General features: G+C 54.1%; 27 protein-coding genes. 16 read left to right on the plus strand and 11 right to left on the minus strand.

The features are described 5' to 3' along the window. Positions 1-68 precede the first annotated feature (68 nt). Entirely contained in the window at positions 69-836 is a 768-nt protein-coding gene (locus ACR0L1_RS21840) for a hypothetical protein (protein ID WP_480860780.1), read from the plus strand. Positions 837-873: 37 nt separating this feature from the next. Here the strand turns inward: ACR0L1_RS21840 and ACR0L1_RS21845 are convergent, their stop codons facing one another. The 5 genes from ACR0L1_RS21845 to ACR0L1_RS21865 all read right to left on the minus strand — a co-directional run bounded on the left by ACR0L1_RS21845 (position 874) and on the right by ACR0L1_RS21865 (position 5,466). Beyond that, the gene (locus ACR0L1_RS21845) at positions 874-1,323 is read right to left on the minus strand and encodes a MarR family winged helix-turn-helix transcriptional regulator (protein ID WP_480860782.1); all 450 of its coding nucleotides are present in this window, start codon (positions 1,321-1,323) and stop codon (positions 874-876) included. After that, positions 1,313-2,413: an Acg family FMN-binding oxidoreductase gene (locus ACR0L1_RS21850; RefSeq protein ID WP_480860783.1), complete on the minus strand. Its 1,101-nt coding sequence runs from the start codon at positions 2,411-2,413 to the stop codon at positions 1,313-1,315. The genes ACR0L1_RS21845 and ACR0L1_RS21850 overlap by 11 nt, the downstream gene beginning before the upstream one ends. A gap of 214 nt (positions 2,414-2,627) precedes the next feature. Next, complete coding sequence (locus ACR0L1_RS21855) at positions 2,628-3,305, minus strand: GntR family transcriptional regulator (RefSeq protein WP_170775439.1); 678 nt, start codon at positions 3,303-3,305, stop codon at positions 2,628-2,630. Next, positions 3,302-4,333 (minus strand): Gfo/Idh/MocA family protein, encoded by a 1,032-nt coding sequence (locus ACR0L1_RS21860; protein WP_480860785.1) that lies wholly within the window; start codon positions 4,331-4,333, stop codon positions 3,302-3,304. The genes ACR0L1_RS21855 and ACR0L1_RS21860 overlap by 4 nt, the downstream gene beginning before the upstream one ends. Further along, positions 4,330-5,466 (minus strand): isocitrate/isopropylmalate dehydrogenase family protein, encoded by a 1,137-nt coding sequence (locus tag ACR0L1_RS21865; RefSeq protein ID WP_480860786.1) that lies wholly within the window; start codon positions 5,464-5,466, stop codon positions 4,330-4,332. The genes ACR0L1_RS21860 and ACR0L1_RS21865 overlap by 4 nt, the downstream gene beginning before the upstream one ends. Before the next feature lie 87 nt (positions 5,467-5,553). On the opposite strand from ACR0L1_RS21865, the gene ACR0L1_RS21870 reads away from it, so the two are divergent. From ACR0L1_RS21870 to otnC, 7 genes are read left to right on the plus strand one after another with little or no spacing between them, the layout of a single operon-like run. After that, positions 5,554-6,561 carry a Bug family tripartite tricarboxylate transporter substrate binding protein gene (locus ACR0L1_RS21870; protein WP_170775443.1) on the plus strand — a complete coding sequence of 336 codons (1,008 nt, stop codon included), beginning with the start codon at positions 5,554-5,556 and terminating at the stop codon, positions 6,559-6,561. Between the two features lie 57 nt (positions 6,562-6,618). Next, on the plus strand, positions 6,619-7,368 hold the full coding sequence (locus ACR0L1_RS21875) for a hypothetical protein (RefSeq protein ID WP_480860788.1): 750 nt from the start codon (positions 6,619-6,621) through the stop codon (positions 7,366-7,368). Between the two features lie 4 nt (positions 7,369-7,372). Then, positions 7,373-8,884 carry a tripartite tricarboxylate transporter permease gene (locus ACR0L1_RS21880; RefSeq protein WP_480860790.1) on the plus strand — a complete coding sequence of 504 codons (1,512 nt, stop codon included), beginning with the start codon at positions 7,373-7,375 and terminating at the stop codon, positions 8,882-8,884. Beyond that, positions 8,884-9,171 (plus strand): putative quinol monooxygenase, encoded by a 288-nt coding sequence (locus tag ACR0L1_RS21885; RefSeq protein WP_480860792.1) that lies wholly within the window; start codon positions 8,884-8,886, stop codon positions 9,169-9,171. The genes ACR0L1_RS21880 and ACR0L1_RS21885 overlap by 1 nt, the downstream gene beginning before the upstream one ends. Then, complete coding sequence (locus ACR0L1_RS21890; RefSeq protein WP_480860794.1) at positions 9,168-9,965, plus strand: N-acyl homoserine lactonase family protein; 798 nt, start codon at positions 9,168-9,170, stop codon at positions 9,963-9,965. The genes ACR0L1_RS21885 and ACR0L1_RS21890 overlap by 4 nt, the downstream gene beginning before the upstream one ends. Continuing rightward, entirely contained in the window at positions 9,962-11,239 is a 1,278-nt protein-coding gene (gene otnK, locus ACR0L1_RS21895; protein ID WP_480860795.1) for a 3-oxo-tetronate kinase, read from the plus strand. The genes ACR0L1_RS21890 and otnK overlap by 4 nt, the downstream gene beginning before the upstream one ends. Beyond that, the gene (gene otnC / locus ACR0L1_RS21900) at positions 11,236-11,877 is read left to right on the plus strand and encodes a 3-oxo-tetronate 4-phosphate decarboxylase (RefSeq protein ID WP_480860796.1); all 642 of its coding nucleotides are present in this window, start codon (positions 11,236-11,238) and stop codon (positions 11,875-11,877) included. The genes otnK and otnC overlap by 4 nt, the downstream gene beginning before the upstream one ends. Before the next feature lie 393 nt (positions 11,878-12,270). Here otnC and ACR0L1_RS21905 read toward each other — a convergent pair whose 3' ends face one another. Then, positions 12,271-13,413 carry a trimethylamine methyltransferase family protein gene (locus tag ACR0L1_RS21905; protein WP_480860798.1) on the minus strand — a complete coding sequence of 381 codons (1,143 nt, stop codon included), beginning with the start codon at positions 13,411-13,413 and terminating at the stop codon, positions 12,271-12,273. Continuing rightward, complete coding sequence (locus ACR0L1_RS21910; RefSeq protein WP_480860800.1) at positions 13,388-14,263, minus strand: LysR family transcriptional regulator; 876 nt, start codon at positions 14,261-14,263, stop codon at positions 13,388-13,390. Before ACR0L1_RS21910 ends, ACR0L1_RS21905 begins: the two co-directional genes overlap by 26 nt. Positions 14,264-14,368: 105 nt before the next feature. Here ACR0L1_RS21910 and ACR0L1_RS21915 point away from each other — a divergent pair, with 105 nt between their 5' ends. From ACR0L1_RS21915 to ACR0L1_RS21930, 4 genes are all read left to right on the plus strand, one after another. After that, a complete protein-coding gene (locus tag ACR0L1_RS21915; RefSeq protein WP_480860802.1) occupies positions 14,369-14,602 on the plus strand; it encodes a hypothetical protein in 234 nt (77 codons plus the stop codon). Positions 14,603-14,678: 76 nt separating this feature from the next. After that, complete coding sequence (locus tag ACR0L1_RS21920; RefSeq protein WP_480860803.1) at positions 14,679-15,527, plus strand: alpha/beta fold hydrolase; 849 nt, start codon at positions 14,679-14,681, stop codon at positions 15,525-15,527. Between the two features lie 109 nt (positions 15,528-15,636). Then, positions 15,637-16,383, plus strand: coding sequence for an aspartate/glutamate racemase family protein (locus ACR0L1_RS21925; RefSeq protein ID WP_480860804.1), 747 nt, complete (start codon positions 15,637-15,639; stop codon positions 16,381-16,383). Positions 16,384-16,536: 153 nt separating this feature from the next. After that, the gene (locus ACR0L1_RS21930) at positions 16,537-18,078 is read left to right on the plus strand and encodes a phospholipase D family protein (protein ID WP_480860806.1); all 1,542 of its coding nucleotides are present in this window, start codon (positions 16,537-16,539) and stop codon (positions 18,076-18,078) included. A 59-nt stretch (positions 18,079-18,137) separates the two neighbouring features. Here ACR0L1_RS21930 and ACR0L1_RS21935 read toward each other — a convergent pair whose 3' ends face one another. Then, on the minus strand, positions 18,138-19,478 hold the full coding sequence (locus ACR0L1_RS21935; protein WP_480860807.1) for a serine hydrolase domain-containing protein: 1,341 nt from the start codon (positions 19,476-19,478) through the stop codon (positions 18,138-18,140). Between the two features lie 363 nt (positions 19,479-19,841). On the opposite strand from ACR0L1_RS21935, the gene ACR0L1_RS21940 reads away from it, so the two are divergent. Beyond that, a complete protein-coding gene (locus ACR0L1_RS21940; protein WP_480860808.1) occupies positions 19,842-21,803 on the plus strand; it encodes an amidohydrolase in 1,962 nt (653 codons plus the stop codon). Positions 21,804-22,024: 221 nt separating this feature from the next. On the opposite strand, the gene ACR0L1_RS21945 is transcribed toward ACR0L1_RS21940, so the two are convergent. From ACR0L1_RS21945 to ACR0L1_RS21955, 3 genes are all read right to left on the minus strand, one after another. Further along, on the minus strand, positions 22,025-22,882 hold the full coding sequence (locus ACR0L1_RS21945) for a DUF302 domain-containing protein (protein WP_480860809.1): 858 nt from the start codon (positions 22,880-22,882) through the stop codon (positions 22,025-22,027). Between the two features lie 19 nt (positions 22,883-22,901). Continuing rightward, positions 22,902-23,273: a DUF4345 family protein gene (locus tag ACR0L1_RS21950; protein ID WP_480860837.1), complete on the minus strand. Its 372-nt coding sequence runs from the start codon at positions 23,271-23,273 to the stop codon at positions 22,902-22,904. A gap of 185 nt (positions 23,274-23,458) precedes the next feature. Continuing rightward, on the minus strand, positions 23,459-23,758 hold the full coding sequence (locus tag ACR0L1_RS21955; protein ID WP_170790476.1) for a hypothetical protein: 300 nt from the start codon (positions 23,756-23,758) through the stop codon (positions 23,459-23,461). Between the two features lie 570 nt (positions 23,759-24,328). Here ACR0L1_RS21955 and ACR0L1_RS21960 point away from each other — a divergent pair. From ACR0L1_RS21960 to ACR0L1_RS21970, 3 genes are all read left to right on the plus strand, one after another. Then, complete coding sequence (locus tag ACR0L1_RS21960) at positions 24,329-24,844, plus strand: DUF805 domain-containing protein (protein WP_480860763.1); 516 nt, start codon at positions 24,329-24,331, stop codon at positions 24,842-24,844. 73 nt (positions 24,845-24,917) lie between these two features. Further along, positions 24,918-25,688, plus strand: coding sequence for a hypothetical protein (locus ACR0L1_RS21965; RefSeq protein WP_480860764.1), 771 nt, complete (start codon positions 24,918-24,920; stop codon positions 25,686-25,688). Continuing rightward, entirely contained in the window at positions 25,672-26,208 is a 537-nt protein-coding gene (locus tag ACR0L1_RS21970; protein WP_480860811.1) for a hypothetical protein, read from the plus strand. The genes ACR0L1_RS21965 and ACR0L1_RS21970 overlap by 17 nt, the downstream gene beginning before the upstream one ends. Positions 26,209-26,214 lie beyond the last annotated feature (6 nt).

A 26,214-nucleotide genomic window follows, 5' to 3' on the forward strand; every position in this document is an offset into this window, starting at 1 on the left:
TGCGTTTGTTGGATTTACTCTTCGCGACACCGATCCACCTTTCTGATGCAGTTTTAGGAGCATTCTGAGTGTTTGCAAGGACCATCGCCTTGTTGCTTTGCGCCGCTTCGAATCCCGTCGTGGCATTGCAGCTGCGCGAAACAGGTCATTACGAGCTCAACCAACCCGCAAGTCTTGACTACGATCCGACGTTTTGTGGCTTGTGGATCGCGAACGAGGGGCCCGAAGCAGTTCTTGTCACACTGCAAGGTGATGAGTTGCGCCGCATATCCAGCGATCTCTTCCGTATTAAAGCAATTGCTATCGAAGGGGATCACTTGTTGCTAGGCGACGGTCTAGGCAGCCTCCAACGTGTAACTAAGGAAGGTGTCACTTTAGCAGCACCCTTTGAACTTGAAGGTGGATTTGCGGATACCGAAGGGATCGCGATCAATGCAAAGGGGCAGATCGTGACCGTAGAAGATGATCCGGAACGGTTGTCCTGGTTCACTTCAGAAGGCGTCCTTACGGCAAGGTTGGATACCATGAAGCTCTCTCCCCCCTTAAGCGAGGCACAGGGCATCGCAATTGACCCACGAACCGGTCACATGTTGATCGTTGATGACTGGGAAGGGTCAAACAGCCTGTATGAGTTCACGGCAGATGGCCAACTGCTCGCCCAGCAAAGCCTGTTGGAATTCGGAACTGACCCGGAAGGCATCGCCATTAGGCCGGGATCTAACCAACTGTTCGTGGCGTTCGACGGTGGCGCGAAGATTGTGACATTTGACTACACACCCACCTTGCCTGAAGGATCGCCGCCTCTGCCGCCGGGCGCGGATTGCATGATGTTCTGAGAGCTTTTCTGTTTGCTTGGGTCGACGCAAGTTTCCGCTAGTCGCGCTCGCTGTCCAAAGTTTCGCGTATAAGCGTCAGATTAGGCAACGTTTCACGAAACGGCTCAGGCCCGAGTTCGGCCAACACCGGACCGAGGGCTACTGACATCCGGTCCATACACGTTTCCAAAAACTCAGCGCCTTGCGGCGTCGACCGGGCAATTTTCGAACGCTTGTCCTTTGGGTTGGCCTCAAGAGTGATCAAGGTATGATTTTCAAGGCTGGCGAGCATATGCGTCATCGAAGTTTTGGGCACCTGAAACGCGTTTGAGAGTTGCAGTGGGGTTTCACCTTCGGGACGCCGTACTAGATGGCCCAAAATTCCAAATTGAGTCGCTGTCATTCGACCAGGTAAGAACGCTTCGAGCTTGGTCGAGATCAGCTGGTTGATGATCCCGACCTCGGTGAAGAACCGGTAGACTTCGTTGGTCTCATCTTCAGGCTTCATTCAGAATTCGTGTCTCCAGAGGCCAGCGGGGTGTGGCAATTGGCTCGGGTCCATACCCCAAACGTAGCAACATTTGCACCGTGTGGTCCGGTGACGCAAGAAGCTCATGCGCAAGATCGTATTCATCGGCCATCTCGGGATATTCCTGAAGGGCCTGACTGACCGGATGCACGCCCAGACCCATTTCGGTTGTCTTCAGGTAGAAACGCATCAATTGACGTCCGGCTTCGAGTTGATCGCTTCGCGTGTTTGTAGCTGTCGTGAGGACTGCGTATTGCGGCGTCGCGTCTAGCATAGCGAAGTAGCCTCGCATGTGAGACTGAGTGCCTGGGTGGTCAACATTCATAAGGGTCTCATTGTCCAATAGGCCAGTAAGTCGTAGCGTTTCCAGCATGGGATCGCGTAACTCAATCCCGTCCGGGTTGGCGTTGATTTCTGCTTTCCCGATCCGCATGAGGTCGACGGATTCTTTCAGGGTCTGCGGCGTTCGCATTTCGATTTCGAAAGCGCGTTTCGTAAGGTCTCGAATACGGGTCACCAAATCTTCATCGGTAATCAGGGTGGCGTAGTTTTCAAGGACCGACACTTCCGTCTCGGACAGCCGCTGTTCAGTATACGGTTCTTTGTTTGAATGTCGGTTGAGGATTTGATTTGAAAGTGGATCGGGTGCCCCTCCAGGTACAAACACTGCTTCTGCAATAGGCCCGTCATCCCCATCTGGCAGCAACTTGACCTCGGTATCAAACCCGAGAGCACCTGCCGCCAGGACCATCGTCTCAACAAATGCGCCGAGGCCAATATAGAGCTGGCGGTGGTAAGGATCGGTTTCCGGAAGCTCGCGATCTGTATCGCGGTGGATACGAACCTTGTTTTGCCCAACTAACTCGACGAGCCAAGGTTGCAAGTTGTGCGGGTTAGGGGCGAGAATCGCGTAGGACAAAGCGGCTTTGCGGTGGTCGTCATATGGTTGTGGCGTCCACGGAGCCAGCGCGTCATGCGGCGTGCGTGTAGCGAGAAACGCAACCGCGCCCGTTGCCGCCAGTATTGTGCCTCCGCCTAGAATCTTGAGAAAACGTCTTCGATTTGGCATCTTGACTCTCCAATAGTACGATATCGAACTAAAATAATGCGAAATCGTACTATTGCAACCCCAATCGATGCAATGGTTGGTTGAGCGACTAGAAAGAAGAAATCAGAGCAGCCGGAGGCAACTGCGGGTTGCCGTGGTAGACAAGCACTCGGAGCGCCTTCAATGCCAAAAACAGGCAGTTACTTTAGCTGACTAAAGACCGGATACGAGTCGGTCAGAGGCTGTTGAGCCGATGTTTTTCGAGTATCCCGCAAAGCATAGCCTGTGCTTGCAGCCTGTGTTCACGGTGACGTTCACGGGCGGTATCTGGACGACCTTCACTGATCGCTTGAAAAACAACCCGGTGGTCTTCATTGGATTTGACGGGCAGGGGCCTGATGAACAACGTCGTTGCGCGCGCGCGACGCACCTGATCGCTCATCATGGCGACAATCGCTTCGACACGTTTGTTGCCGCCCAACCGAACAAGCTCCTGATGAAACAACTCGTCGGCCTCGGCCCAGGCTTCAAGGTCTTCGGCTTCGATGGCTTGGTCCATCTTTGCAATTGATCCGGCAAGTACCGCCAGTTCATCTTCCGAATAACCCGCTTCGGCAGCGCGCTGCGCTGCGAGACTCTCGAGTTCCGTTAGGATGTCGTAAATTTCACGCATGTCATCTAATGAAACAGGCAATATCCGCACGCCCTTGCGGGGCCGCATCTCAAGCAAGCCCTTACTTTCCAACATCAGCGCAGCTTCCCGTATCGGGGTGCGGGACATGCCAAGTGTCTCTGCGAGTTCCGATTCCAGATGGTCAGTTCCGGCAGCTAGTTCGCCAGACAGGATCATCTGTCGCAAATCCCTAACAGCGCGTTGGGTGTTGGAAAGAGTTTTTGCGTCCTGATCCTTCACGGCGTCTCCAGATTGATCTTTCGTCCCTCCGCAGCTGAAAGGTAGATGCTTTCTTCGATGCGGATCACGTCCAAATAGTCTCGGGCCGTATTTTCCAGCGGCGTGCCCATTACAAGGCCTGAAACGACGTGACTTTGCAAGGCGTGTACGCAGTCTCCTCCAAACCCATCATGATCGCTGGGGGGGAGAATCTGCTGTTTCTCCCGTTTCCCAAAGGCGCGAAGGTCAACTGAACCGTCACCGTTAAGAAACAGTGATCCTTCGCTTCCTTCGATGAGAGCCTCACCCATGGTTTGACGCAGGTTTTTGGCACTGTGGTCAAGGCACCTGTTCCCATCGAACAGGGCTTTCAAGCCGTTAGGGTGATCAAACAAGATGAAACCTGCATCCTCGCCTGAGATAATGGGATTAACTCGGCGCAAGTCCGCATAAACTGCACTGGGCGCATCGAACAAAAATCGGAATGTATCTACCCAGTGAACCGCTGTTTCATGCACCAGAAAACGTGGCATGTCCTGAAAGTACGGCTGCCGGTCAAGGTATGCATGCGGTCCCTGTCCGTCGCCAGGCCGAAGCCGGAAAGTCGCTTGTAGAGGTGTTCCAATTCGACCCTCGGTCATCGCTACCTTGATCGCACGATACCAGGGCTGGAAGCGAAAATTCTCATGCACGACAATGGTTGCGCCTACTGCTTCAGCCTCGGAGACGATCTTCTTAGCTTCTTCTAATGACATGCAGAAAGGTTTTTGGCAGATCAGCCACTTTATTCCAGAGCGCAGTGCCCTTCGGATGGCATCGGCCTGCGCCACAGGTGGAAGGATGATGTCCAAGAGATCTGGTTTTTCCACTTCCAGCATTTTTGACAGATCATCGTAAGCGGCCAGTCCTGTTTCCTTCGCCTTGTTGATATCACGGTTGCAGGATGCAATCGGAACCGCTCTGGGCATTCGGGACCAACTTTCGTAGTGGAACCTACTGAAATATCCCGCACCCACACACGCGACCCTGATGGCTTGTTGAGTATTCATGCCCGCAATGCTTCCAATACCGATGAGGCTGCGTCCTGCGTTCCGGCGGTGCCACCTAGGTCACGCGTTAGGTTCTGTCCGTTCGCGGTCACCTTTTCCACGGCTTCACGCAATCGTTCGCCGTCGTTGGACAGGCCTGGGTGATCATGGGTCAAACCCAACCATTCAAGCATCATTGCTGCGGACAGAATCATCGCAAAGGGGTTGGCAATACCCTGTCCTGCAATGTCTGGAGCGGAACCATGGCAGGGTTGGAATACAGCGTGATTCAACCCGATATCCGCTGACGGAGCCAGTCCAAGACCGCCCATAAGACCTGCACCAAGGTCGGAGAGGATGTCTCCGAACATGTTCTCAGTGACCAAAACATCGAATTCCCAAGGTTTTTGAACCATCCACAGAGCCGTTGCATCAACATAAGCGTGGTCTGCCTGCAATTCGGGATAATGGTCGGCTTCCGCATCAAACATCGATCTGAAGAACGCAAAGGCGCGGAATACATTGGCTTTGTCGACACATGTAACTCGACCCCGGCCGCGCCCGGTTCTTTTGCGGTTCTTGGCGAGTTCAAACGCGAAACGGAACAGTTTTTCGGACACCTCACGCGTGATCAGCAGAGTTTCACGTGCTTCGTGTTCAGTAACTTCGCCAGCGCCTTGGGTGAAGAACAGTCCTTCTGTGCTTTCGCGTATCAAGACAAAGTCGATCTCTTTTCCGAGAGGCAGCGCCAAGGGGGTCATTTGTCCGCTGCTTACCTTCACTGGCCGTACACCAGCGAAAAGTCCCAGTTGCTTTCGCAGATCGATTTGCGGTGAAATCTCGGTTCCGTCAGGGTATCGAACATCTGGCAAGCCCATTGCAGACAGCAGAATCGCGTCAGCATTGCGCGCGGTTTCGAGTGATCCAGCCGGAAACGAATCTCCAGTTTTGGCATAGTGGCCTGCGCCCGCCGAAGCATCTGTAAATACCAGCTCGTAGGTGGAACTGCTGCGTGAGAGCTCACGCAGGATTTCAAGCGTAGGGGCCATAATTTCCGGGCCGATCCCGTCCCCGTGGAACACCGCAACATCGTACGTTTTTTTCATCTTAGCCCGTATCCTTCCCGTTTCGCATTCATAGCGCGATAGCAGCATTTACTACAGCACGTTGACAATGCATTCTTTAATGTATACGCAAATAAATGCAATAATAAACGCAAAGCTGTTTGGGAGGACTTGGAAATGAAACTAAAGCTAGGGCGGTTCGCGGCCGCAGCCGTGATGGCGACCGGTGTTGCAGGCGCAGCTGTTGCGCAGGATTACCCCTATCGTGATATCACCACAGCTGTGGTCTGGGGGGCCGGTGGCGGGACCGATACGATCAACCGTATGATCATGGCCGAGATGGAAAAACACCTTCCGGTCTCGATCAATGTGATCAATCAAACAGGTGGTGTCGCAGGCTCCAACGGGATGGTCTATGTCATGAACCAACCAGACGATGGTTATACATTGGTTGGTCTGTCAGAGTCGAACGTCACCGCTGCTGTGCAAGGTGGTTGGGATAAGAAGTTTGATTTTTGGTATCCGTTCATTGTTGGCGGATCACCTGATCTGATCTCGGTTCCGGCGGACAGCCCTTACAATACTCTGGAAGAACTGGTCGACGCCGCGAAAGCTGCTCCTGGCACTATTCCAGCGGCGGCTTCCGGCGCAGGTTCGATCCACCACTTGAACCTTCTGGCCATCGAAAAAGGGTCCGGTGCAGAATTCAAGTTTGTTCCATACAAAGGCTCAGCGCCAGGGCAGGAAGCAGCGATAGCGGGGGAAGTTGCGTTGGTTGTGACTTCACTGGCTGAACAGGCTCCGTTGATCGAAGGCGGTCAACTTAAACCGCTTGCTATGTTGACGCCCGAGGACGCGCAGATCGCAGGAGCAACAGTGCCATCTGCCTTTGGCATTTATGACGGTCTCGATCGGTATTTGCCGCTCAAGCAGGCCATCGGGTTTGCTGTTCACAGTTCCGCCGGGGACGACGTAAAGGCCGCGCTTGGTGATGCCTTCGAGCAAGCGATTGCCTCCGACACCGTCGCTGAATGGGCCTCTGCCAACAATTATGATGTCGGTGGTCAACACGGCGAAGAAGCTCAAGAGCTGTTTGCCAACCTCGAAGCTACCTTTGCCTATACCTTGCAAGATCTGGGCGCTGCTACGGTCGATCCGGCCTCGCTAGGTATCGAGAAGCCATAATCCGATCACTTTTGAAAGGGCGCGCCTGATCGCGCCCTTTCCCTCGGGAGGCAGGCAATGGACAATCCTGGCGAAACACTGGTCATGCGGACGCGCGACTTTTGGGCAGCAATTGTCCTCATAACAGCGTCCGTCTTTTTCCTTTGGAAGACGTTGGACATTCCACTTTGGGGTGAAAACCGCGCAGGTGTAAGTGGATCGGATTGGTACAACTCGGCTGCAATTGTACCGCTGTTTATCTTCGGAGGGTTACTTGTGTTGTCCTTCGTCTTGCTAGCCATTTCGATCCGTTCAGGTGGAGCTCAAAACGCGCTTAGCGCTATGCGTATCGGATGGGATAAGTCGGAAGCCTATCGAGCTTCAACAATAGGCCTGATCCTTTTTGCATATGTCTTCGGGCTCGTTCCCAGAGTGGACTTCATTCTGTGTTCTGGGTTGCTGATTACAGCTTTGACCTACGGCTACTACGGAGGTCATGCGCGGCGTGCTTTGGTGGCGTGCTTTGCAGTAATTGCTGCAGGACTGTTTGCCTTCATCGGCTTTCCGGCACAGATGGATTGGAATGCGCACGGCGATGATTGGTTCACGCTGATCCTGTGGATCGTATTGACGCTGTTGGTGCTGGCCAAAGCGACTACCGAACGCGTTTTGCGCTACGTTCCATTGGTGGCAATACTTGCCCCGCTCATCCTCGTTTGCGCGATGGCCTTTGTTTTCCGGCAGAACGTGCCCGCGCGCGGAGGGCTGATCTTCAAGCAAATCGAATACCACTACTACGTGACGCTTCGTCCGCTATGGAAAGAATGACCGGATGGACTTTATCCTCTCGCAACTGGCTGGGTTTGGGACCGCATTCTTGGGCCTGGCAGTAGACCCGCTGACCTATCTGTATCTGATCGTTTCCGTGTTCCTGGGCATCACGTTCGGCGCATTGCCCGGCCTTACGGCAACCCTGGCTGTGACGATCCTGACGGGTTTCTTCGGCAACAAAATCCCGCTCGACTATTCGCTCATCGCTTTGCTCGGGGCCTATGTCGGCGCGATTTACGGCGGCTCATATCCGTCTATTTTGCTGAACATTCCGGGCACGGCAGCCAGCGCGGCGACGGCGATGGATGGCTACCCTCTGGCCAAAGCGGGTCGAGGGGGCGAAGCACTAGGGCTGACCACAACGGCCAGTTTCATTGGCACAGTTATCGGAACCATCACGCTTTTGATTTTTGTCTGGGCGCTGCTTTTGGTTTCAAAGAACATCGCAAGCCCAGAGAAAGCATTGCTGGCCCTGTTCGGCATTTTGCTTTCTGGCACTTTGATGAGCGAAGACCTGGTGATTAAGGGATGGATCGCCGGTCTGATTGGGCTTGCGATGTCCATGGTGGGCCTCGACCCTCTATTGTCTGAGCCGCGCTATACTTTCGGTTGGTCTTATCTGATGAGCGGGTTTCAGGTTGTGCCAGTTTTGATGGGGGCCTTTGCCATTCCCCAAATCATTGACGGTTTGAGGCACGTTGAGGCCGGGAAAGTTCTGGCCCTGAAAGGCCGCATTCTTCCGAACCTACGCTCCATCCGACGCTACCTGCCCACCATTGGCCGGTCAGGAGTGATTGGAACTGGGGTAGGAGCGCTTCCTGGCGTCGGCGAAGATGTCGCCGGTTGGGTCAGCTACGGTGTTGGCAAGACCGTTTCTGCCGAGGGCGACAAGTTTGGAAAAGGGTCATTGGAAGGTCTGCTGTGCTCTGAAACAGCAAATAACGCCTGCATTGGGGGCGCGCTGATCCCGCTTTTGGTTTTGGGCATTCCCGGTTCACCACCCGCCGCGGCTTTGATGGGGGCTTTCAAGATCAACAACGTGATCCCAGGTCCGACAATAGACCCCGAGATCATTCTGCGCGTGGTTGCAATTTTAGTGCTGGCCTCCCTGACAATGTTCTTAATGGGCCTGTTCACTGCTCGGGTCTTTATTAAAATACTCGCCATCCCGCAGACCATCTTCTTGCCCGTCGTTATGGTTCTGACAACCATTGGGTCTTTCAGCGTTGGTGGTGGCATCAATGATCTCTACCTGATGCTTGGAGTAGGCGCCGTTGCCTATTTCATGAACCTGATGAAATACCCAATCGCGCCGTTGGTGATAGGCGTTATTCTGGGCAGCCTGTTTGACGAAACCTTCCGTCGGTCGCTGTTCCTGTCGGATGGGGATCTTTCGGTCTTCTTTTCTCGGCCTGGTGCGGCCATTCTACTGGTGCTCAACATTGGTCTGGTCCTCAGCCAACTGCCCTTCGCAAAGCGCGCTTTCTCACGTTTGAAAGGACTTTCTGTCTGATGTTTGTAGTCACTGTCACTTTCACTCTCAAACCCGGTAAGAGAAGCGCTTTCTTGCCGCTGATGGTAGAAAACGCTTCAACTTCTTTGCGTAAAGAACCCGGATGCCGGCAATTTGACGTTTGCCTCGGCGATGATCCCGAGACGGTTTTTCTCTATGAGGTTTATGATGACAGCGCGGCGTTTTCTGCCCACCTAGAAAGCGCGCATTTTCAGTCCTTTGATACGGCAGTGGCTGATATGATCGCCACCAAAGTAGTTCACCAGTATTCCGAGGTCATCCGATGAACGATTGGGAAATCCATGCCGTGAAATACGCGGATCGCAACGCCCGGACGCGAGCTGATAGTTTCATCATCGATGATAATCATGACGCGCCTCATGCGATGGATTACTTCGTTTGGGTGCTCAAACGCGGCGACAAAGTCATTCTGGTCGATACTGGCTACGATTCCGATGAGGCCGCCGCCCGTGATCGTCCCATCGCGATGGATCCTCGCGAGGCGTTGCGGCCCTTAGGCATTGCGCCGGATGCGGTGACCGATGTCATCGTGACCCATCTTCACTATGACCACGCAGGGGGGCTGCATATGTTCCCAAACGCGAAGTTGCATATGCAGTCGGCGGAAATGGCCTTCGCCACCGGCCCTTGCATGTGCCATGACCACCTACGTGCGCCTTTCACGGCTGGCCATGTTTGCGAGGTCGTAAAGCGTCTCTATTCAGGCAAGGTCGTGTTCTACGATGGAGAGGCTGAGATTGCAGATGGGGTTACGGTGCACTGCATCGGTGGGCACTCGCGCGGGTTGCAATGCGTTCGCGTTAGAACGGCAGCCGGGTGGATGGTACTCGCCTCTGATGCCTCGCATTATTATGAGAATTTCATGGCGCGCAAAGCTTTTCCTATCGTCGTCGATTTGCAGGACATGATGGATGGCTTCAAGACACTCGAGAGGTTGGCCTCGCATCCTAGGCTTATCGTGCCCGGCCACGATCCACTTGTACGTGCGGTATATCCCGTAGGCGCGGCACCCCATATCCGTAGGCTGGATCCAGGGCCGACGCGGGACATTGAACTATGAAAATCGGTGTCATAGCGGACGACTTCACCGGTGCGAGCGACATTGCTAATACCTTGGCGAAGGGTGTTGAGCCGGAAGGTGGGTTACGAACAGCTCAATTTCCAGGTATTCCGACGACCCCAGCCAACGAAGAGATCGAAGCGGGCGTCATCTCGCTCAAGAGCCGCACTGCACCGGTCAAGGAAGCGGTTGCAGACAGTTTGAGTGCCTTGAGGTGGCTCGTGGACCAAGGATGCCAGCAGTTCATCTTCAAATATTGCTCGACATTCGATTCCACGATGGAAGGAAATATCGGCCCCGTTGCGGAAGCGTTGGCCAACGAACTGGGCGCGCAAAAAGTGATTTTCTGCCCGGCCTTTCCGACAACGGGACGCACGGTCTATCACGGTCATCTTTTTGTGCTTGGCAGGCTGTTGAACGAGTCCGGGATGGAAAATCACCCCCTTACTCCGATGACGGATGCGAACATCAGGCGTTGGTTGCAGCATCAGACCGAAGAAGCGGTTGGGTCGGTGCCAGTTGACACCGTGAAGCAAGGGCCAGAGGCGATTGCTGATTCATTGCGGAACGCGGAAGAACGATTTTTGATTGGCGATGCGATTTCGGACAAAGATCTGTTGGCTTGGGGCGAAGCTCTAAAGGATGCCGAACTCATCACCGGGGGATCGGGCATAGCATTGGGCTTAGCACGAAACTTCTTGGGAGAGACTTCATCCAAAAGTACTGGCAGCGAGTTCACCGGTTTCGCTGGGCCTGCCGCGATCCTTGCCGGGTCGTGCTCGGGTGCGACCCGAGAGCAGATCAATGTGCATGCGGAATCCAATCCGACGTTCGCCATCGATGTTCCGGGTGTTATGTCCGGGGATGTGACCACACAAACGCTTCTGGATTTCTTCGCAGCGCATTCGGAGCAGGCTCCGCTCGCGTACTCGTCGGGAAGTCCTGATGATGTGCGTGCGATCCAAAGTCAATTCGGTCAGGAAGCTGTAGCGGACAGGCTGGACAATCTCTTTGCAGATACCGCGCGAGAGCTTGTTCAGAAGAGCTACAAGCGATTGGTGGTGGCAGGAGGGGAAACCTCGGGAGCGGTTGCCAAGGCCATTTCTGAAGAACTCGGGTCACCTGCCATGTCAATTGGGCCAGAGATCGACCCGGGTGTGCCAGTCCTAAGCGTTGGAAAAACTGAACCTATTGCGCTGGCTTTAAAGTCTGGAAACTTTGGCGCTTCAGACTTCTTTGCAAAAGCGCTCAGAATGATGGAGGCAGGCAAATGAGTTCGGATGAAACGGCGCTGCGGCAGCAGATGTCAGAGCTGTGTGCCTCGCTGTTTGCGCGTGGCTTTTCCGTTGGCACAGCTGGCAATGTCTCGGCACGACTTGATGACGGAATCCTCATGACGCCAACAAATTCGACCTTGGGCGATATCAACCCCAAGCGCATCGCCAAGATTGATTTGGATGGGAACCATGTCTCCGGAGACAAGCCGACCAAGGAGGTATTTCTGCACCAAGCCTTCTATGAGACAAGACCAGAAGCGGGCGCCGTGGTTCATCTGCATTCGACCTGGGCCACCGCACTGTCGTGTCTGGAAGACACCGACCCCAATGACTGTATTCCACCGCTGACACCATACGTGGTGATGCGCGTCGGCACGGTCAAACTGGTTCCATACGTCAAGCCGGGTGACCCGAAATCCGGTGATTTGATCCGCGAACTGGGCGGCGAATGTAGCGCGGTTCTGTTGGCCAATCACGGTCCCGTCGTCTCGGGAAAGGATCTGTTCTCAGCCGTCTGTGCGGCGGAAGAGTTAGAAGAAACAGCCAAGCTGCTCGTGGCTTTGCGGGGCCTGCCAACCCGGATGTTGGATGCAGCACAAGTCGCAGAACTCAAAGAGACTTTCGGAAGGATGTAGTCGAACACCAAGAGGGAGTGTGCAATCTTTTGGTCAAATCGAGCAAACTAATGCGCAAATACCACGCAAGTTATGGGCGAGATGACCTAAATTTAATGACTAAAATCAATATTATGAGCGCAGTGTTATGCGCGCCTACAGAGAATGTGGGTTTGCGCACAACACTTCTCGCATCCAATATGTCTGCGTAGTTTGCCCAAGATTTTGCGCTGCGCGATTGTCTGCCTTGGCGATGAATGCAATCAATTTTTGGCGAAATCGTTGCGGCTATGGCCCTTTGCGTTGCTCAATCCCGCAACGGGGCTTCCTAGGGAAACTTAAACTATCACGCAGGGTCTGCGATGCGCACAACCCGGACTTTTCTAAGTATGACGAACGGCTCACGGCCGTCGTTCAGAAGTATCCTGATGAATGACGAATTTGGAGATTTGAGAGCTGCGCCTCTAGGATCGCCTCATCAGAATTGAACTTCTCAACACCGACAGTCCGCCCAAACTCCAGCCAACCCGCCGCATGCAGGATCAGGTCGGCCCTTCCCATAAAAGATGCTCCGAAGGCGCTGGCACCTTCATATCCAGCCTGAGCGTCATTGATCTTAGAAGAAGTGACCAATCCGTCGCCACGGCAGGGGACCCCAAGTCGACGCACCAGCTGGCAACCGGCCAATTGGGCGAGGTGAGATTCTGGTGTTCCAAAGATCGGGCCCATGAACTGCATCGAAAACGGGGTTGCGAAGATCCCGCCGACCACTGGCGCCCCAGGGCGATAGATTTGCGTCAAAGCCAGCCCTACCATGATTTCCGCAAGCCCCTGCGCCAGCGCCCCGGCAACGGTCACCGGCGCCGTGGCCCCCATCATCATGTAAGAGGCAACAAGGCTCGCCTGACCCAATTCGGCCGACGCACGCAGGCAGCGCAGCGGATTGGCCTGAAAGACCAACGGGGGCGTCAGGTTGATCAGGTGAAGCAACCGACAGTCTTCGTCCGTATCCTTGACGCCAGCCGCGCTGGCAACCTCGCGCAGCGCGTCTTCGGACAGGATGGTGCCCATCATCGGCTTGTTCGAAAGCGCCAGATGGGCGCGGGCGAGCTCCATGTAGGGCACGAGCGCGTTCCCGTCGTGGGCGATGCAAAGCTGAAAGCCGGTGCTGTCGATTGCCGACGAAGCATCGCACAAGCGCACGAGTTCGCGGTAGTCCTCGAGCGTGCCCTGGCGAATGGTGTCGTTCGCGTGCCGGACATTCGGAGGGCCATAGAAGGGGACAACCACCGGGCGGTCGCCTCCGACTGTGACCGAAGCCGCTTCGGTCTTTCCTTGCCAGATAAAGGAGGCGGGCGCACGCGCAATCAGACCGCGCAGACGGTCAGCGTCGATACGAACACGCTCGCCTTCGATCCGTGCCCCGACCGACGCCATGGCGTTGAGGCTGCCGGGATCCCCCTGCAACTCAACCCCGATTTCATCGAGAATTTGGGCTGCCTGTGCTTCGATAGAGGCCAGGGCTGGTTCGTCAAGCAACGCGCAGGGGAATTGCATTTCTGACCTCACGGGAGATTTCCTGGATGAGCGCCTTGACTGCATCATTCCGGTTCTTGGGGCGAGTTCGCGCGACATAGGCGATGGAAGGCGGCTCGGGGAACACATCTTCGACAACCTCCAGGTCAGACGACAGGTGCAGCCCGTTCATCAGCGCGACCCCCAACCCCGAGCGCACGGAGGACAGGATACCCGACGCACTGGGGCATTCGAAGACCGTTTCAAACCGTTGCCCACCTCGCGCCCCTTCGGCACTGGCCCAATGCTTGTAGAAACAGTTGCTATCAAAGGCGAGAAACGGCACCGGGACCGACAGGTCCAGCGGAAGGTCATGCGATTTGATCCAATGCAACTGGTCTTCATAGAGAACCAGATCGTCAGGGTGCACATCACGGCTGAAGACCTGCATGACCGCAACGTCGATTTCCCCGGCCTCCAGCCAATCTGCGAGGGTCAGGCTCTGGCTGATCCGAGTGCGCACCTGGGTTTCCGGGTGCAGCCGTGTGAAGCGGCCCAAAATGCGGGCCACGTCGCCGCCCGTTGTGTCTTCGGTCATGCCCAGTTGGATCGTGCCCTTGAGTGGTTTCTTGCCCAACGCCGCCAGCGCCTCGTCATGCAGATCCATCATGCGCTGTGCATATTCCAGCAACCGCTCACCCGCTTCAGTAAACAGCGGCCCGCCTGCACGGCGCGCCAGAAGATCGCAATCCAGCACCTTTTCCAACCGCTTGACCTTGTGGCTGACCGCCGGTTGCGACAGCGCAAGGTGTTCGGCCGCGCGGGTAACGCCCCCATGAGACGAGATTGCCAGAAGCGCCCTCAGGCCATCTATTTCCAGCCGTTCAGCCATGGCACAGCTCCATTCGCATTTCTTATTGATTCATGACAATCATTCATTTGATAGATTGATTGCTCTGAAACTACAATCGGGGAAAGTCAGAAAACGGATTGAAACATGACAACCGATGCAAACAAATCGCTTGAGTGGGGTGGAGCCATTTTGTCCATCGCCTATTCCCTGCTCATCGCCTCCAACACTGGATACGAGGTGCTGTCCTTCGTGTTTTTCCTGTTGGTGGCGCTGCTGCTTTTCACCCGTGCGGTGCGAAAGCAGATGTGGGGCTGGACGACGATGCAGGGCTTCTACATTGCCACCGACACCTACGGCATCTTTGCCTGGAGCGTCTGACCGTTCCTGCGCTCACTTTCCTTGAAATCATCCCCGAATGACTGCCCGACCAGCCCACCAAAGCAGGAGAAAAACCATGACCCAACTTGTTGACCGACACTGTGTGATAAAAGGAAACCGCATCGCCCACGGCGTGCATGGTGAAGGCGAACCTGTGGTCCTCATCCACGGCACTCCGTCCTCGTCCTGGATCTGGCGCAACATCCTGCCTTCGTTGGTCGAGGCCGGATACAAGGTGCATGTATTCGACCTGCTCGGGTATGGTCTGTCGGAACGTCCACGCGACCCTAACATCGACACCTCGGTCACTGGGCAGGTTCCGATCCTTGAAGGGCTGCTCGACATCTGGGGGCTGGATAACCTGCATGTCATCGCACATGATATCGGTGGTGGTATCGCCCAGCGTTTCGGCATCCAATCCCCTGAGCGTGTCCGCACGCTGACCATGATCGACGTGGTGAGCTATGACAGCTGGCCCTCGAAGCGCACCCATGAACAGATGCAAGCGGGTCTTGAGAAGCTTATCAAGGCGCCGGATGCAGAACACCGTGAGCATTTCCGGGAATGGCTCTATTCGACAGTGCAGAACAAGAAACGTCTCGCCGAGACATCGATGGAAACCTACCTCGATTTCTTCTGTGGTCCCGTAGGCCAGAGCAGTTTCTTTCAGCATCAGGTTATGCACTACGACCCCAAGCATACCGACGAGGTCGCACCGCGCTACGCCGAGCTTGGGGAGCGTCCGGTCCAATTGATCTGGGGCGCGGATGACGCCTGGCAGGTGGTTGCGTGGGCTCATAAGCTGAACAACGCCATCCCCGGCTCGGAACTGCATGTGCTCGAGAACTGCGGCCACTTTTCGATGGAAGACCAGCCCGAGAAGATCTCGGCCCTGCTGGTCGACTTCCTCGAACGCAACAGCTGATCAGACTGGGGTGGGTCGACTGTATGTTGGCCCGCCCAAATGCCCTGACACGAAAAGGCCTAACTAAGTGTTTTAAGCACCCCGTGACCCCGGCATCAAAGATATCCGCGTGCGTCAGAACCATGTGGGTTATGGGATGGGCCTTGGCGTCATGCTTCTGGACGATGCCTATCCGGGCTTCCCCGGTGACGTACGAAACCCAAGCGCGTTTCCCTTTCCGATCCAATACGACATCGCCACAGACGTTAGCAACAAGACCTTGGTTTGGGACCAGGACAAAACACCAGTTCGCGCGCCCATCATTGCATCCGCAAAGCGGTTGGAAAGATACGGGTGCCGCGCCATTGCCGCGGAGTGTGGGTACTTTGCCTATTTCCAGCAGGAGGTCGCCAACGCCGTTAGCGTGCCGGTGTTCATGTCCAGCCTGCTACAGGTGCCATTTGCCCAGACACTGATCGGCAGCCGCAAGAAGGTGGCAATCCTGTGTGCTCAACGCCGCTTCCTGACAGATCGCCACCTCGAAGCCGTCGGTATTGATCCGAATTCCAACCTGATCATTGGGGGCGCCCAGGACGAGCTGGGAGTGACCGAGTTCGACAAACTTTGGGATCCGGAAAAACGTCCAGACGCTCCTATCGCAAACTTTGAGACCGCAGAACGCCAGATGGTCGAGGCAACCAAAGCACTCGTGGCACGCGATCCGAACGTTGGCGCCATCGTCTATGAATGCACAGGGATGCAACCGTTTTCTCGTGCGGCACAGCGCGAGGTGGGCCTGCCGATCTTCGATTGGGGAACCTTACTGCATTATGCCTACTCGGTAGTCGCTGCCCGAGACTACTATGGGCATGTTTAATCGGGTTTGCACGAAAACATGGCTGCCCAATTCCATAGCTGACAAACTTTAGTGCTCAGCCTGTTGCTCCGACCTAAACTCTTGAAAAACTATCTGTCGATAGGCCAATCTCAGTTTCAAGAACAATCCGAAGTGCCACCTATGGAACCCTGAATGCGGCTGATCAGAACATGTTTGATTTTGGTAGCGGTGATCGCAGTGACCATAATGGGGTTACGATTGACGTTTCCGCTTCCTGAAGAAAACTTTTTTGAGCCAACGCTTAAGGAAGATGCCGATTGGGTCGGACCACTGGGTGCAACAATAAAAAATGCACTTGAACGCAATCCCGGGCTCGACGGTGTAAGGCCGTTAGGAAATGGACGTGCAGCCTTTGCGGCCCGGGCGATCCTTGCAAGAGAAGCGACATCCTCAATCGATGCTCAGTACTACATCTGGCAAGATGACGTGACCGGCCTGATGCTTTTGGAAGAGCTCAGAGCTGCAGCAGAGCGCGGCGTGCGCGTCAGATTGTTGGTCGACGATAACGGTATCTCTGGATTGGATGGTTTGCTCGCCGAACTGGACGCCCTGCCACATGCAAATGTACGCATTTTCAATCCGTTCACTTTGAGGAACCCAAAACTTCTGTCTTATGCATTTGACTTTGGTCGCCTGAACCGGCGGATGCACAATAAATCAATGACTGTGGACGGAGTCGCCACGATTGTTGGCGGGCGCAACATAGGTGACATCTATTTCGACTACGGGGCGGGAACGCACTACCTGGATGTAGACGCGATAGCTATTGGCCCGATTGTAGATGAGGTATCGCAATCCTTCGACGCATATTGGAACAGTGCTTCCGCGTACGACGCGGAGTTATTTTTGGAGCCTTCGTCGGAAAAAACTCTGAAAACGAAGGCAGACGCCGCGCGCCAGACTGCGGTTGGCGCAGGTTATCAAAGGGCTATTCAGGAAAATGAACTGGCCGACCGGATATCGGCGCGCGATCTGAAATTCGAATGGAGCGAAGTCACTCTTTTCGTCGACGATCCGTCAAAAGGGCTGGGCGAAGTCGAGAGTGGAGATCTGATTGTCGAGCAACTTATCGAATTCGCCAAAACCTCTGAGACCTCGCTAGACCTTGTCTCAGCGTATTTCATTCCGGGCGAAAGAGGCGCGGAGGTTTTGGAGGGGTTGGCAGAGTCCGGAGTGAAGGTCCGCATTCTGACCAACTCATTGGATGCCACGGATGTGATGCCGGTTCACGCAGCGTATATGCGATACAGAGAAGGCTTGCTGAACAGCGGTGTAGAGTTGCTAGAGCTTCGAGCCTTGCGGCGTGAACATCGCGAGCGCAGCCTGCCCGAGATGCTGGCCGGGTCGGCCTCCGGTTTACACGCAAAAGTCTTCGGATCGGATGGAGAACGGATCTTCATAGGCTCTTACAACCTCGATCCAAGGTCTGCGCGGCTGAATACAGAAATGGGCCTTATGATCGAAAGCCCAACTATAACTCAGGCACTTGCAGAACAATTGAACCGGCCTGAGTTTTCTTATCGCGTCGAACTCAACGACAGCGGCGAGATGATATGGCTGCAAGAAGAGCAGGATGGGACTGTCACCATTCACTCCGTGGACCCTGAAACCAATGGTTTACAGCGTGCCCTGACGGCCGTGGTCAGGTGGCTGCCGGTCGAATGGATGCTCTAGTCACCAAACGACCAACAATACATTGGGTCACAGCCAAAGACACCAGTGCGTGATCCGACTTACAGAGAATTCACAATGGCCCGGGCGTAAGCTTCCATGTCGATACTCGCGCCTCCGGTTGCGTACCAAACGACGACTGCGTCTTTTCCTGGCGAGACATAGATGCCTTGGCCATTCATCCCACTTTTGTAGAAATCGCCATCGGCAAAAACGGCATCCCATTGGTATGCGTTTGCCATCGGTTGTTCACGGAATGCTTCAGAAAGGTGCGGGCCAAGTGTTCCCTTCATGTAGTTTTCGGCGATACCCGCTGTTTGGATCGTGTTGATCATCTTTTCAGATACAACGCGATCTGACGCTGTCTTGTCCCAGCTTGGCGTGTAGAGCAGACCAATCTTTGCCATGTCGATCAAGCGGCTGCTGATCAGACCGTGTATGATACCGTTTCCTTGAGGTGACAGCGCAAGGGTGGCGTCGCCAGTCATTCCAGCTTTGCTCCAAACCCGTTCCGTGATCGCTTCGCCAAGTCGCTGGTTCGTAACGGCTTCAATGACAAGACCAAGCATTTGCGTGTTTGCAGAAGAGTATTCGAAGGCTTCAGCCGGTTCCCGCAGCTTGGGTATAGCAAACAGGGCTTCGTTATGCGTTTCCAGGACGCCTGCTTCGTTCGGAACACCAACCTCAGCCCTGACAAAACGCCCATACGGTGTGTCGCCCTTGCGTGAAAGGGGGTTCTCTTCCAGATCCAAACCAGACTGCATGTTCAGGACGTCGATGACTTTTATGCTCTCCCAAGCTGTTCCCTTGGTGCCCTCGACATAGTCGCCAACCGTTTTCTGAACGTCGATCTTACCCTCATCTTCCAATTGACCGATCAGCAAGCTTGAGAGGATCTTTGCATTGGACATCCAGACGTGGTTGTCCGTCCGTCGCATTCCTGGGTATACCTCGTAAGCGATTTCGCCGTTGTGAAGAACCATAACGCCCTGCACCGTGGAATCATCGGCATTAATCATCTCGTCAAGCGAGACAGCCTTTTCATCAGCGCCTGGGACACTCGTGGCACCTATGGCATCGTTAAGGTTTGCCGCAAGCATCGCGACGGCCCCGTCGCGGCGAATAACCGAACTTGGCAGGAACTCGGCGAGGTTCATGTACGAAAACGCCCCGGCTTCGGTAATGTCGAGGAACTTCTGCAAATTCCATTCAGAGCTCAGGTCGTAGGCTTGCTTGGCTGTGTAACCATTCCTCAGGTCGCGGATGGAAAAGTCTTCTCGCGGCGTTGCGTATGGGTCCTCTTCAGCATGTACAGGAGAAGTTCCAAGGCTTTGCATAATCAAACCTCCAATAAGCGCAAAAACTGGAAAATTGGACTTTGAAAGTAACGAAGTGTTTGGCATCGCAGTACCGCTCCAAATGAGTTGCAGCTAAAGTACGGCCGCAGTCGGCTTGTCAAAATCTGGTTTTCAAAGAACTGAACATCTTAGTTTTACGAGGCAAAGCATAGTCCGTTTTCTCGGGAATTCGAGATTTACTGCCGTTCTATGCTGCCTGGTGAAAGTCCAACGTTGTTTCCAATGCAGGCATTCTGCGAATTTGGGCGAATGACTGCTGTGAGCCCACAGCGGTCAACGAAAGTGGCTTTCAAGTTTGGGTTGCTCAGTCAGTATTGAGTGACTGAGGGCTTAGGTTGACACATCGCAGATCAGCCTGCTCTGATCGAAGCAATTTATTTATGTCCGTAATCCCATTCGGAGGCATCAATGAAGTTCTTTAAGTCTCTCACAGTATTCGCTTTTGCGCTGATGCCGCTTCACGGCGCTGCACAGTCCCCCTCGTTGCAAGACGCCTTCGAGCGTTTCCCTGAGTTTCCCGGCACAACTGTCTACGTCGGTGGAGAAGTTCTCACCATGAATCCGGACGCCCCGGTGGTTGAGGCGGTGGCGGTCAGGAATGGTCGAATTACTGACGTTGGAACCCTGGAGGAAATCGAGGGTCGCCTACCCGAAGGTAGCTATGCAATTGACCGCAGTTTTGAAGACAAGGTCATGGTGCCCGGGTTTATTGAACAGCATTTGCACCCGCTTCTGGGCGCGCTTGCGATGATGTCGGATGCCATCATTTCCATCGAGGACTGGCAATCGCCAGCGGGATTTGCGCCTCTTGCCAATAGCGAGGAGGAGTTTCGCCAACGTCTGTCCGAGGTCATCAACACATATGATCGAAGCAGCGGGCGACCGCTGATGGTCTGGGGGTATCACGCGTCATGGCACGGCGACATGAGCCGTGTGATTTTGGACGAACTGGCCCCCGATATCCCGCTGGCTGTATGGCAACGCTCCACCCACGAGATGTACTTCAACTCGGTTGCCCTCGAACAACTTGAAATCACCGAAGAATACATTGCCGGCTGGTCAAGCGAACTGGCCCGGTCTCAAGCCAACCTTGAGAAAGGCCTCTTCCTTGAAGCTGCATTCTGGGAGCATGTGTTCTTTGAGAAGTTTGCTCCGGTCTATGCATCTATCGACAGGGTCATGGAGGCGCTGGAGTTCACAGAGGACTATTATCACCGCAGCGGGATCACGACCCTTGCAGAGCCTGCTGGCCCTGTGGATCAGAACGCCCAAGCTCTGGTGGCAGAAGCGTTCGGGCCAGACGACACGCCGTTTAACTTTTACTTTATTCCGGACGGTCGAACGCTTGGGAGTATGTTTCTGAACACAGAGGGCCCCGAAAAAGTACTGGCCGAGACCGAAGCTATGCTGGCGTGGAGCGAAGGCCGAACCCAGTTCCTACCTAAGCAAGTCAAGCTGCTTCTGGATGGTGCGATCTTCAGTGAATTAATGATCATGCGCGACGGCTATCTGGACGGGCATGAAGGTCAATGGATTATGACGCCTGATTTCTTTAAGCAGGTGTTCGACCTTTATTGGGACGCAGGTTTTCAGGTCCATGTTCACAATCTAGGAGACGGCGGTCTGGACATCCTTCTTGATGCTCTTGAAGACGCCATGCAGCGCAATCCGCGATATGACCATCGCACCGTCGTGGTGCACTTTGGCTACGCTCAACCAGATCAGATCGCACGTATTAAACGTCTTGGCGCGATTGTCAGTGGCAATTCCGTTTATACGCCGACGCTCGCAGATCGGTATTCCGCAGGCAGCGTGGGTAGCGAGCGCACAGAGCGCATGGTGCCACTAGGTGACGCCGTTCGGGCAGGTATCCCCTTTTCGATGCACTCGGACATGCCGATGGCTCCTGCAGAGCCGCTGAAGTACATGTGGGCAGCTGTTAATCGGATTTCCACGAGTGGTCGTGTCGTTGGTCCGGACCAGCGCATCAGTGCAGAAGACGCGCTGCAAGGTATCACTATCGGTGCAGCCTATTCCCTGCAATTGGAGGATGAGATCGGTTCCATCGAGCCTGGCAAACTGGCCAACTTCACAATCCTTGAAGAAAATCCGCTAACTGTGGATCCTTTGACGCTGGCCGATATCAATGTGTGGGGAACTGTACTTGAAGGCCGTCTACAGCCCGCTCCTCCTGCAGCGGGAGAAGACAATGACGAAGCCGATGCAGGCCAGTTGATCGATAATCCGGAACGAGTGTTGATGGCGTCACTACGCCACGCACGCAGTAAGGCCCACTATCACGATCACTCGCAATCAACGCAGTCTAACGTCTATGATCCGCTCGGGATTTCGACCTTTGACTCTCGTTGATCGTCACTTGAACAAGCCGGAAGATTGCTCCAACTCGCTCCGATAGGCGCGGTGGCCAATCTTGCATTTTGCGCAGGTGCCGAACCGTCCCACCCGCTGCGTTCTTGAGTGCCAGTTTTGTTCGCCCGCTGCCGGATTTTGGATGCCGATCTGATTGAGCCAAAAAGGGGCAGTGAAATGCGAAGAATAAAACTCTGATAATTGTGACTTCTGACCAAAGGTCATTCAATTGCGGTTTGAAATGTTGCGGTAAGCCTTTTGTTCAAACCGTGATGAGGCTCGGCTGAGGAACCGTAGTGCAATTCTGCCAAGGCAGCGATGTCATTGAAAATGACTACGGAGCCGCCTTCTTCGTTCGCGTAAACCAATAGTTTTTGGCAAAAGGCATCCAATCCAATTGCCGGAAAACCCGCCATTGCCACACCACCGGGTGCTGGTCCGCCGAATAACAAGAGAACAGCATCCGGTAGCTGCGCCCCCAGTTGGGACGCTTCGGCCGCAAAATCCATCTCCCCAAACCAGACTGTATCGTCCTGTCCCATCACAGCTGTCCTGAGACGTTCTACTGCCTCTGACACGCTGAGCTCAGATCGCAATTCGATGATGCCATAGTTTGCAAGTAATCCTTTGGTCGGTGCTGGTGCCGCATCCAAGTCGTTCAGGACTTCGAGCAACTTGTTCTCAAATGCATTCAACGCTTGGCTATTATTCAGCCCATGACGCACTTTGAGAAACTGAGAGTCTGTGTATGCGATCTGCGGGTGATCATCCTGATCGAAGGAAAGAACGCGAAAAGGAAGATCCAGACCTGCTCGTACGTTCTTTTCCAGAATTGGCGTGTTTATCTCTGGATCAGAGAACACGAGTACACGAGACGCTGGCATTTCGACACCTTCGGCCGCGGCCAGGCGCGCATGATCTATCGATGCGATTGGAGTAGCTCCCGCATCGGCAACTGCAGTCTCAAGTTCTAAGAAGTTTTCGTCCACCGCAATCTGGACAGATGAAGATTGTGCAAAAGCGAATGTCGAAACTGATAGTGTTGCAATCATCGAGATAACAAAGCCAAACCTTACCATTTTACCACTTCCTATTTCATCATACGTTTTTTGGGGAAACCGCTGCCAGAGCTGCAATTGTAGTCGCGGCTGCAAGATAAAAGAGAAGTATCCCTTTCGGGACGCAGTCAAAAAATATGCTAAGTATGCATCCTGCGGCCAATCCCGAGATAGACAAAAATAGAACCCATAGCGCAGTGCGCTGTAAGTCCGGTTTCGCCACGGTCGCTGACCAAAACAAAGCGTTTGCTACGTAAAGACCCATAATCGCACGGAAGACATGCGTCTGGTCCGTTCCTTCCACCGGAAGTCCCAGCAAAACTGGGATCGAACTACCGAATATCAGCCCGTACGATAATGCAATTGGCACGTGGCCAGTAGTAGTCACCAGAAGGTCTAACCTAGCATCCATGCAGGCCTCTTTCTCGTAGAGGTTTCGCTTTGCTTGCAAAACTCCTAATCGGTCAATTGGTGCATCCGATGATCCGTAACGGATGCCTACGCCATAGCCTGAAAGGCGTACCCGGCAGGCCAAGTCGAGCTTTCCAAAGAGCGAGCCAGTACTGCGCAGCCGTGCTCCGCCGCGCACCAAACTGGTCACAATGCGCCTTCGTCGCCCAGGAACTCGATACCAGCTGTCGTGCCATCACTGTAAGCAATGCAATTCCAAGGAGCACGATCCTCGCCAACGCCTACAGTGACCTGTGTTCCTGCCTCGCTAAACGCGGATGAGAGCACCACGACTTGCGAATTGTTCGTTGTGCTGGCTACGTCTCGCAAACACGCCTGCTGAGCCGGCGTGAGTTCGGCGGACGCGTTTGATGTACTCGTCTCGTCGCAGGCTGCAAGCAATGCGAAACAAGTTGCGCCTGCAATCATCACCATCTTGTTGGACATTTTCTTCTCCCTCTTGTTCCCATGAAATTATTGAAATTGGATGCGCTTGTTAGAATCTATGGCGACTGGACAGCCAATAAAACATGCCTTGATCCTGTGACTACCTTGCCCAAAACCCGCAGCTTGCTGGCTTGGTCAGCGGATCGATACTTTGTTGATTGCCAAGACGGCCAACAACGCATGATGGCCAAATGACGTCACAGGCAAAAGCTAGAGCGAGCTTTGGAGAGAGTGATCTCTTGTTGAAATTGAGCATCGCGTCCTCCTAAGCACGATCACTTTAGAAAGTCTTCCAACCGCCAGCACTCACTCTAGCAGTCGGAAGGGCCCGAGACATCGGGCAACAACGACAACAACGGAGGTAAAATGAAAGTTGTGTCGAATTCGCATGTTTGAATCTAATTTTTAATAAATCAACATTTTTTCCGCGCGTAAACTTCTTTACGCTCTCGTACGATAGGCCTTCGTCTTCAAATAAAAAAGGTTCGTGGGCGCATCCTTAGGGGCGCGTGAGTAATTCTGAGCGGCGAAGCGTTTTCGACGCAATGAAAGTCAAAAAGGGAGTGAAAAATGGGATTTGGTGAATCCGTTAAAACGTGTTTTTCGAAATACTTCCAGTTTTCCGGTCGGGCTTTACGCTCAGAATACTGGTGGTTCTTCTTGTTTGCGGTTCTCGTGAGTGCCGCTTTAGCAATGTTGGATTCGATCCTTTTTGGAACCAACCCCGCAACGGGCCAAGGCTCTCAGGTTCTGTCCTCCGTTTTTCAACTGGCCGTCATTATACCCATGCTCGCCGTCGGTTGGAGAAGGCTGCACGATACAGGGCGACCTGGCTGGTACTTGCTGTTGCCGATGGCGCTCAGCATTACAACGCTTTTTGTTTTGCTGGGTGGGGTGGCGTTCTTTTCGGTATTGGAGCAAGGGACCGAAAATCCCGATGCATTGCGAGGACCTGCGGCAGTTTTGGGTGTGACCGGTATCGTTGTTGTCTCAATCCTTCAGTTCGTTCTGTCCATTCTGATGATCTGGTGGCTGACACGACCTTCCCAAGAAGGCGCAAACGAATACGGCGAATCTGTTTCCTGACCTTGTTTTCCGGGAAACAAGCCGGGAACCCTGCTGGGTGAAAGTCCGAACCGCAACACCATGGAGAGTGAAAATGAGTTTCAAAACGATTTCTATTGGAGCGTTGATGATGGCAATGGCGACCACTGCATCGGCGGAGTGGTCGTTCAGTTCCGGGCCTAATCCCAATGCATTTATTCAAACCGGAAACATGACGCTGGAACTTCAGTGTGACCGTATCCGCTTTGCTCCGGCTGGATACGAGGACAGCCAGGACATTGTGCAGAAGCAAGGGCTTTCCATTCGGTTTTTTAAGAGCGGCACCACCGAAGTTGGGGCTTTTCAGGTTGGCGCAGAAAACGCTGCTTTGCAGATCGTCGACAACTATCCCGTCGAGGCCAGTTTCAACAGTCAGCAGGATTATGATTTTGTACAGGACCAGCTTGCAGCAAATGCATCGGTTAATCTGTCCATGATTGATCAAGACGTCAGCTATGGAATCTTTGACTTGAAGGGTTCCAGCGCGGCAATTCGATCCCTTCGTTCTGCGTGCAACTCGAATGTTAGCCAGGAGGCCTCCTACGAAGCACCCGAAGGCATCGTCTATTGTGGTGGCGGAGCGATAAAACGCGTGATCGAACCCGTAATTTTGGACAACCCGGACGGAGAGTGGGACGCGCGAGTAACGGTTAACGGCGAGACGATCAGAGCCATGACGGCCTACAGTTACTTCGGAAACTCTGAGCCGCCGGCCGGATTTGTCGTTGCCCTGCTTGGGGAAGACAGGTCCGAGTTTTTGATTTTTAGCGAAGGCTCGGCAAACTGGCTGGAGTACGGGGACTATAGGTATGATCAGTGCAATTGATACCGCCTTCCAACCGGCTTCCCAATTGGCAAGCTACTTGAAACGTTTGGTATCTGCGATCCTGCTTGGTTCGGGCCTGGTTTGGACCTCACCAGTTGTCGCGGCTGACGTTTCGCAACTTCCAACCGGTTTACGAGCAAAGGTTGATCTGGCGGCACAGGCTTGCGCGGAGTTCAACGACGGTCAGTTTGATTTAGATTGGGGTGCGGTCGAGAGAGTGGATCTCGACGGGGATCTACAACGCGACTGGGTTCTGAACGAATCTGGTTTTGCGTGCTCGAGCGCCGCATCTCTTTTTTGCGGAACTGGCGGATGCATGTCGCACTTCTTGATTGAAGAGGAGGTTCACTCCTTGCTTAACCGAGGCTGGACGGTCGTTGACTTCGGGCGTCAACGCATTGTCCTTGCGGATGTCCACGGAAGCAATTGTGACGGAATAAACCCGACGCCTTGCGCATCAGCCAGTGTTTGGGATGCGGAAGCTAAGACGTGGCGTTCATCGGCTGGTGATTGGCAGTAAACTGCA

The organism is Ruegeria sp. J8, assembly GCF_056531925.1.

Coding starts and splice junctions, on each gene's coding strand:
- ACR0L1_RS21845 (WP_480860782.1), bottom strand. CDS start 1,323: ATGAAGCCTGAAGATGAGACCAACGAAGTCTACCGGTTCTTCACCGAG.
- ACR0L1_RS21850 (WP_480860783.1), bottom strand. CDS start 2,413: ATGCCAAATCGAAGACGTTTTCTCAAGATTCTAGGCGGAGGCACAATA.
- ACR0L1_RS21860 (WP_480860785.1), bottom strand. CDS start 4,333: ATGAATACTCAACAAGCCATCAGGGTCGCGTGTGTGGGTGCGGGATAT.
- ACR0L1_RS21865 (WP_480860786.1), bottom strand. CDS start 5,466: ATGCTGCTATCGCGCTATGAATGCGAAACGGGAAGGATACGGGCTAAG.
- ACR0L1_RS21870 (WP_170775443.1), top strand. CDS start 5,554: ATGAAACTAAAGCTAGGGCGGTTCGCGGCCGCAGCCGTGATGGCGACC.
- ACR0L1_RS21875 (WP_480860788.1), top strand. CDS start 6,619: ATGGACAATCCTGGCGAAACACTGGTCATGCGGACGCGCGACTTTTGG.
- ACR0L1_RS21880 (WP_480860790.1), top strand. CDS start 7,373: ATGGACTTTATCCTCTCGCAACTGGCTGGGTTTGGGACCGCATTCTTG.
- ACR0L1_RS21885 (WP_480860792.1), top strand. CDS start 8,884: ATGTTTGTAGTCACTGTCACTTTCACTCTCAAACCCGGTAAGAGAAGC.
- ACR0L1_RS21890 (WP_480860794.1), top strand. CDS start 9,168: ATGAACGATTGGGAAATCCATGCCGTGAAATACGCGGATCGCAACGCC.
- otnK (WP_480860795.1), top strand. CDS start 9,962: ATGAAAATCGGTGTCATAGCGGACGACTTCACCGGTGCGAGCGACATT.
- otnC (WP_480860796.1), top strand. CDS start 11,236: ATGAGTTCGGATGAAACGGCGCTGCGGCAGCAGATGTCAGAGCTGTGT.
- ACR0L1_RS21905 (WP_480860798.1), bottom strand. CDS start 13,413: ATGCAATTCCCCTGCGCGTTGCTTGACGAACCAGCCCTGGCCTCTATC.
- ACR0L1_RS21910 (WP_480860800.1), bottom strand. CDS start 14,263: ATGGCTGAACGGCTGGAAATAGATGGCCTGAGGGCGCTTCTGGCAATC.
- ACR0L1_RS21915 (WP_480860802.1), top strand. CDS start 14,369: ATGACAACCGATGCAAACAAATCGCTTGAGTGGGGTGGAGCCATTTTG.
- ACR0L1_RS21920 (WP_480860803.1), top strand. CDS start 14,679: ATGACCCAACTTGTTGACCGACACTGTGTGATAAAAGGAAACCGCATC.
- ACR0L1_RS21930 (WP_480860806.1), top strand. CDS start 16,537: ATGCGGCTGATCAGAACATGTTTGATTTTGGTAGCGGTGATCGCAGTG.
- ACR0L1_RS21935 (WP_480860807.1), bottom strand. CDS start 19,478: ATGCCAAACACTTCGTTACTTTCAAAGTCCAATTTTCCAGTTTTTGCG.
- ACR0L1_RS21940 (WP_480860808.1), top strand. CDS start 19,842: ATGAAGTTCTTTAAGTCTCTCACAGTATTCGCTTTTGCGCTGATGCCG.
- ACR0L1_RS21945 (WP_480860809.1), bottom strand. CDS start 22,882: ATGGTAAGGTTTGGCTTTGTTATCTCGATGATTGCAACACTATCAGTT.
- ACR0L1_RS21950 (WP_480860837.1), bottom strand. CDS start 23,273: ATGGATGCTAGGTTAGACCTTCTGGTGACTACTACTGGCCACGTGCCA.
- ACR0L1_RS21955 (WP_170790476.1), bottom strand. CDS start 23,758: ATGTCCAACAAGATGGTGATGATTGCAGGCGCAACTTGTTTCGCATTG.
- ACR0L1_RS21960 (WP_480860763.1), top strand. CDS start 24,329: ATGGGATTTGGTGAATCCGTTAAAACGTGTTTTTCGAAATACTTCCAG.
- ACR0L1_RS21965 (WP_480860764.1), top strand. CDS start 24,918: ATGAGTTTCAAAACGATTTCTATTGGAGCGTTGATGATGGCAATGGCG.
- ACR0L1_RS21970 (WP_480860811.1), top strand. CDS start 25,672: ATGATCAGTGCAATTGATACCGCCTTCCAACCGGCTTCCCAATTGGCA.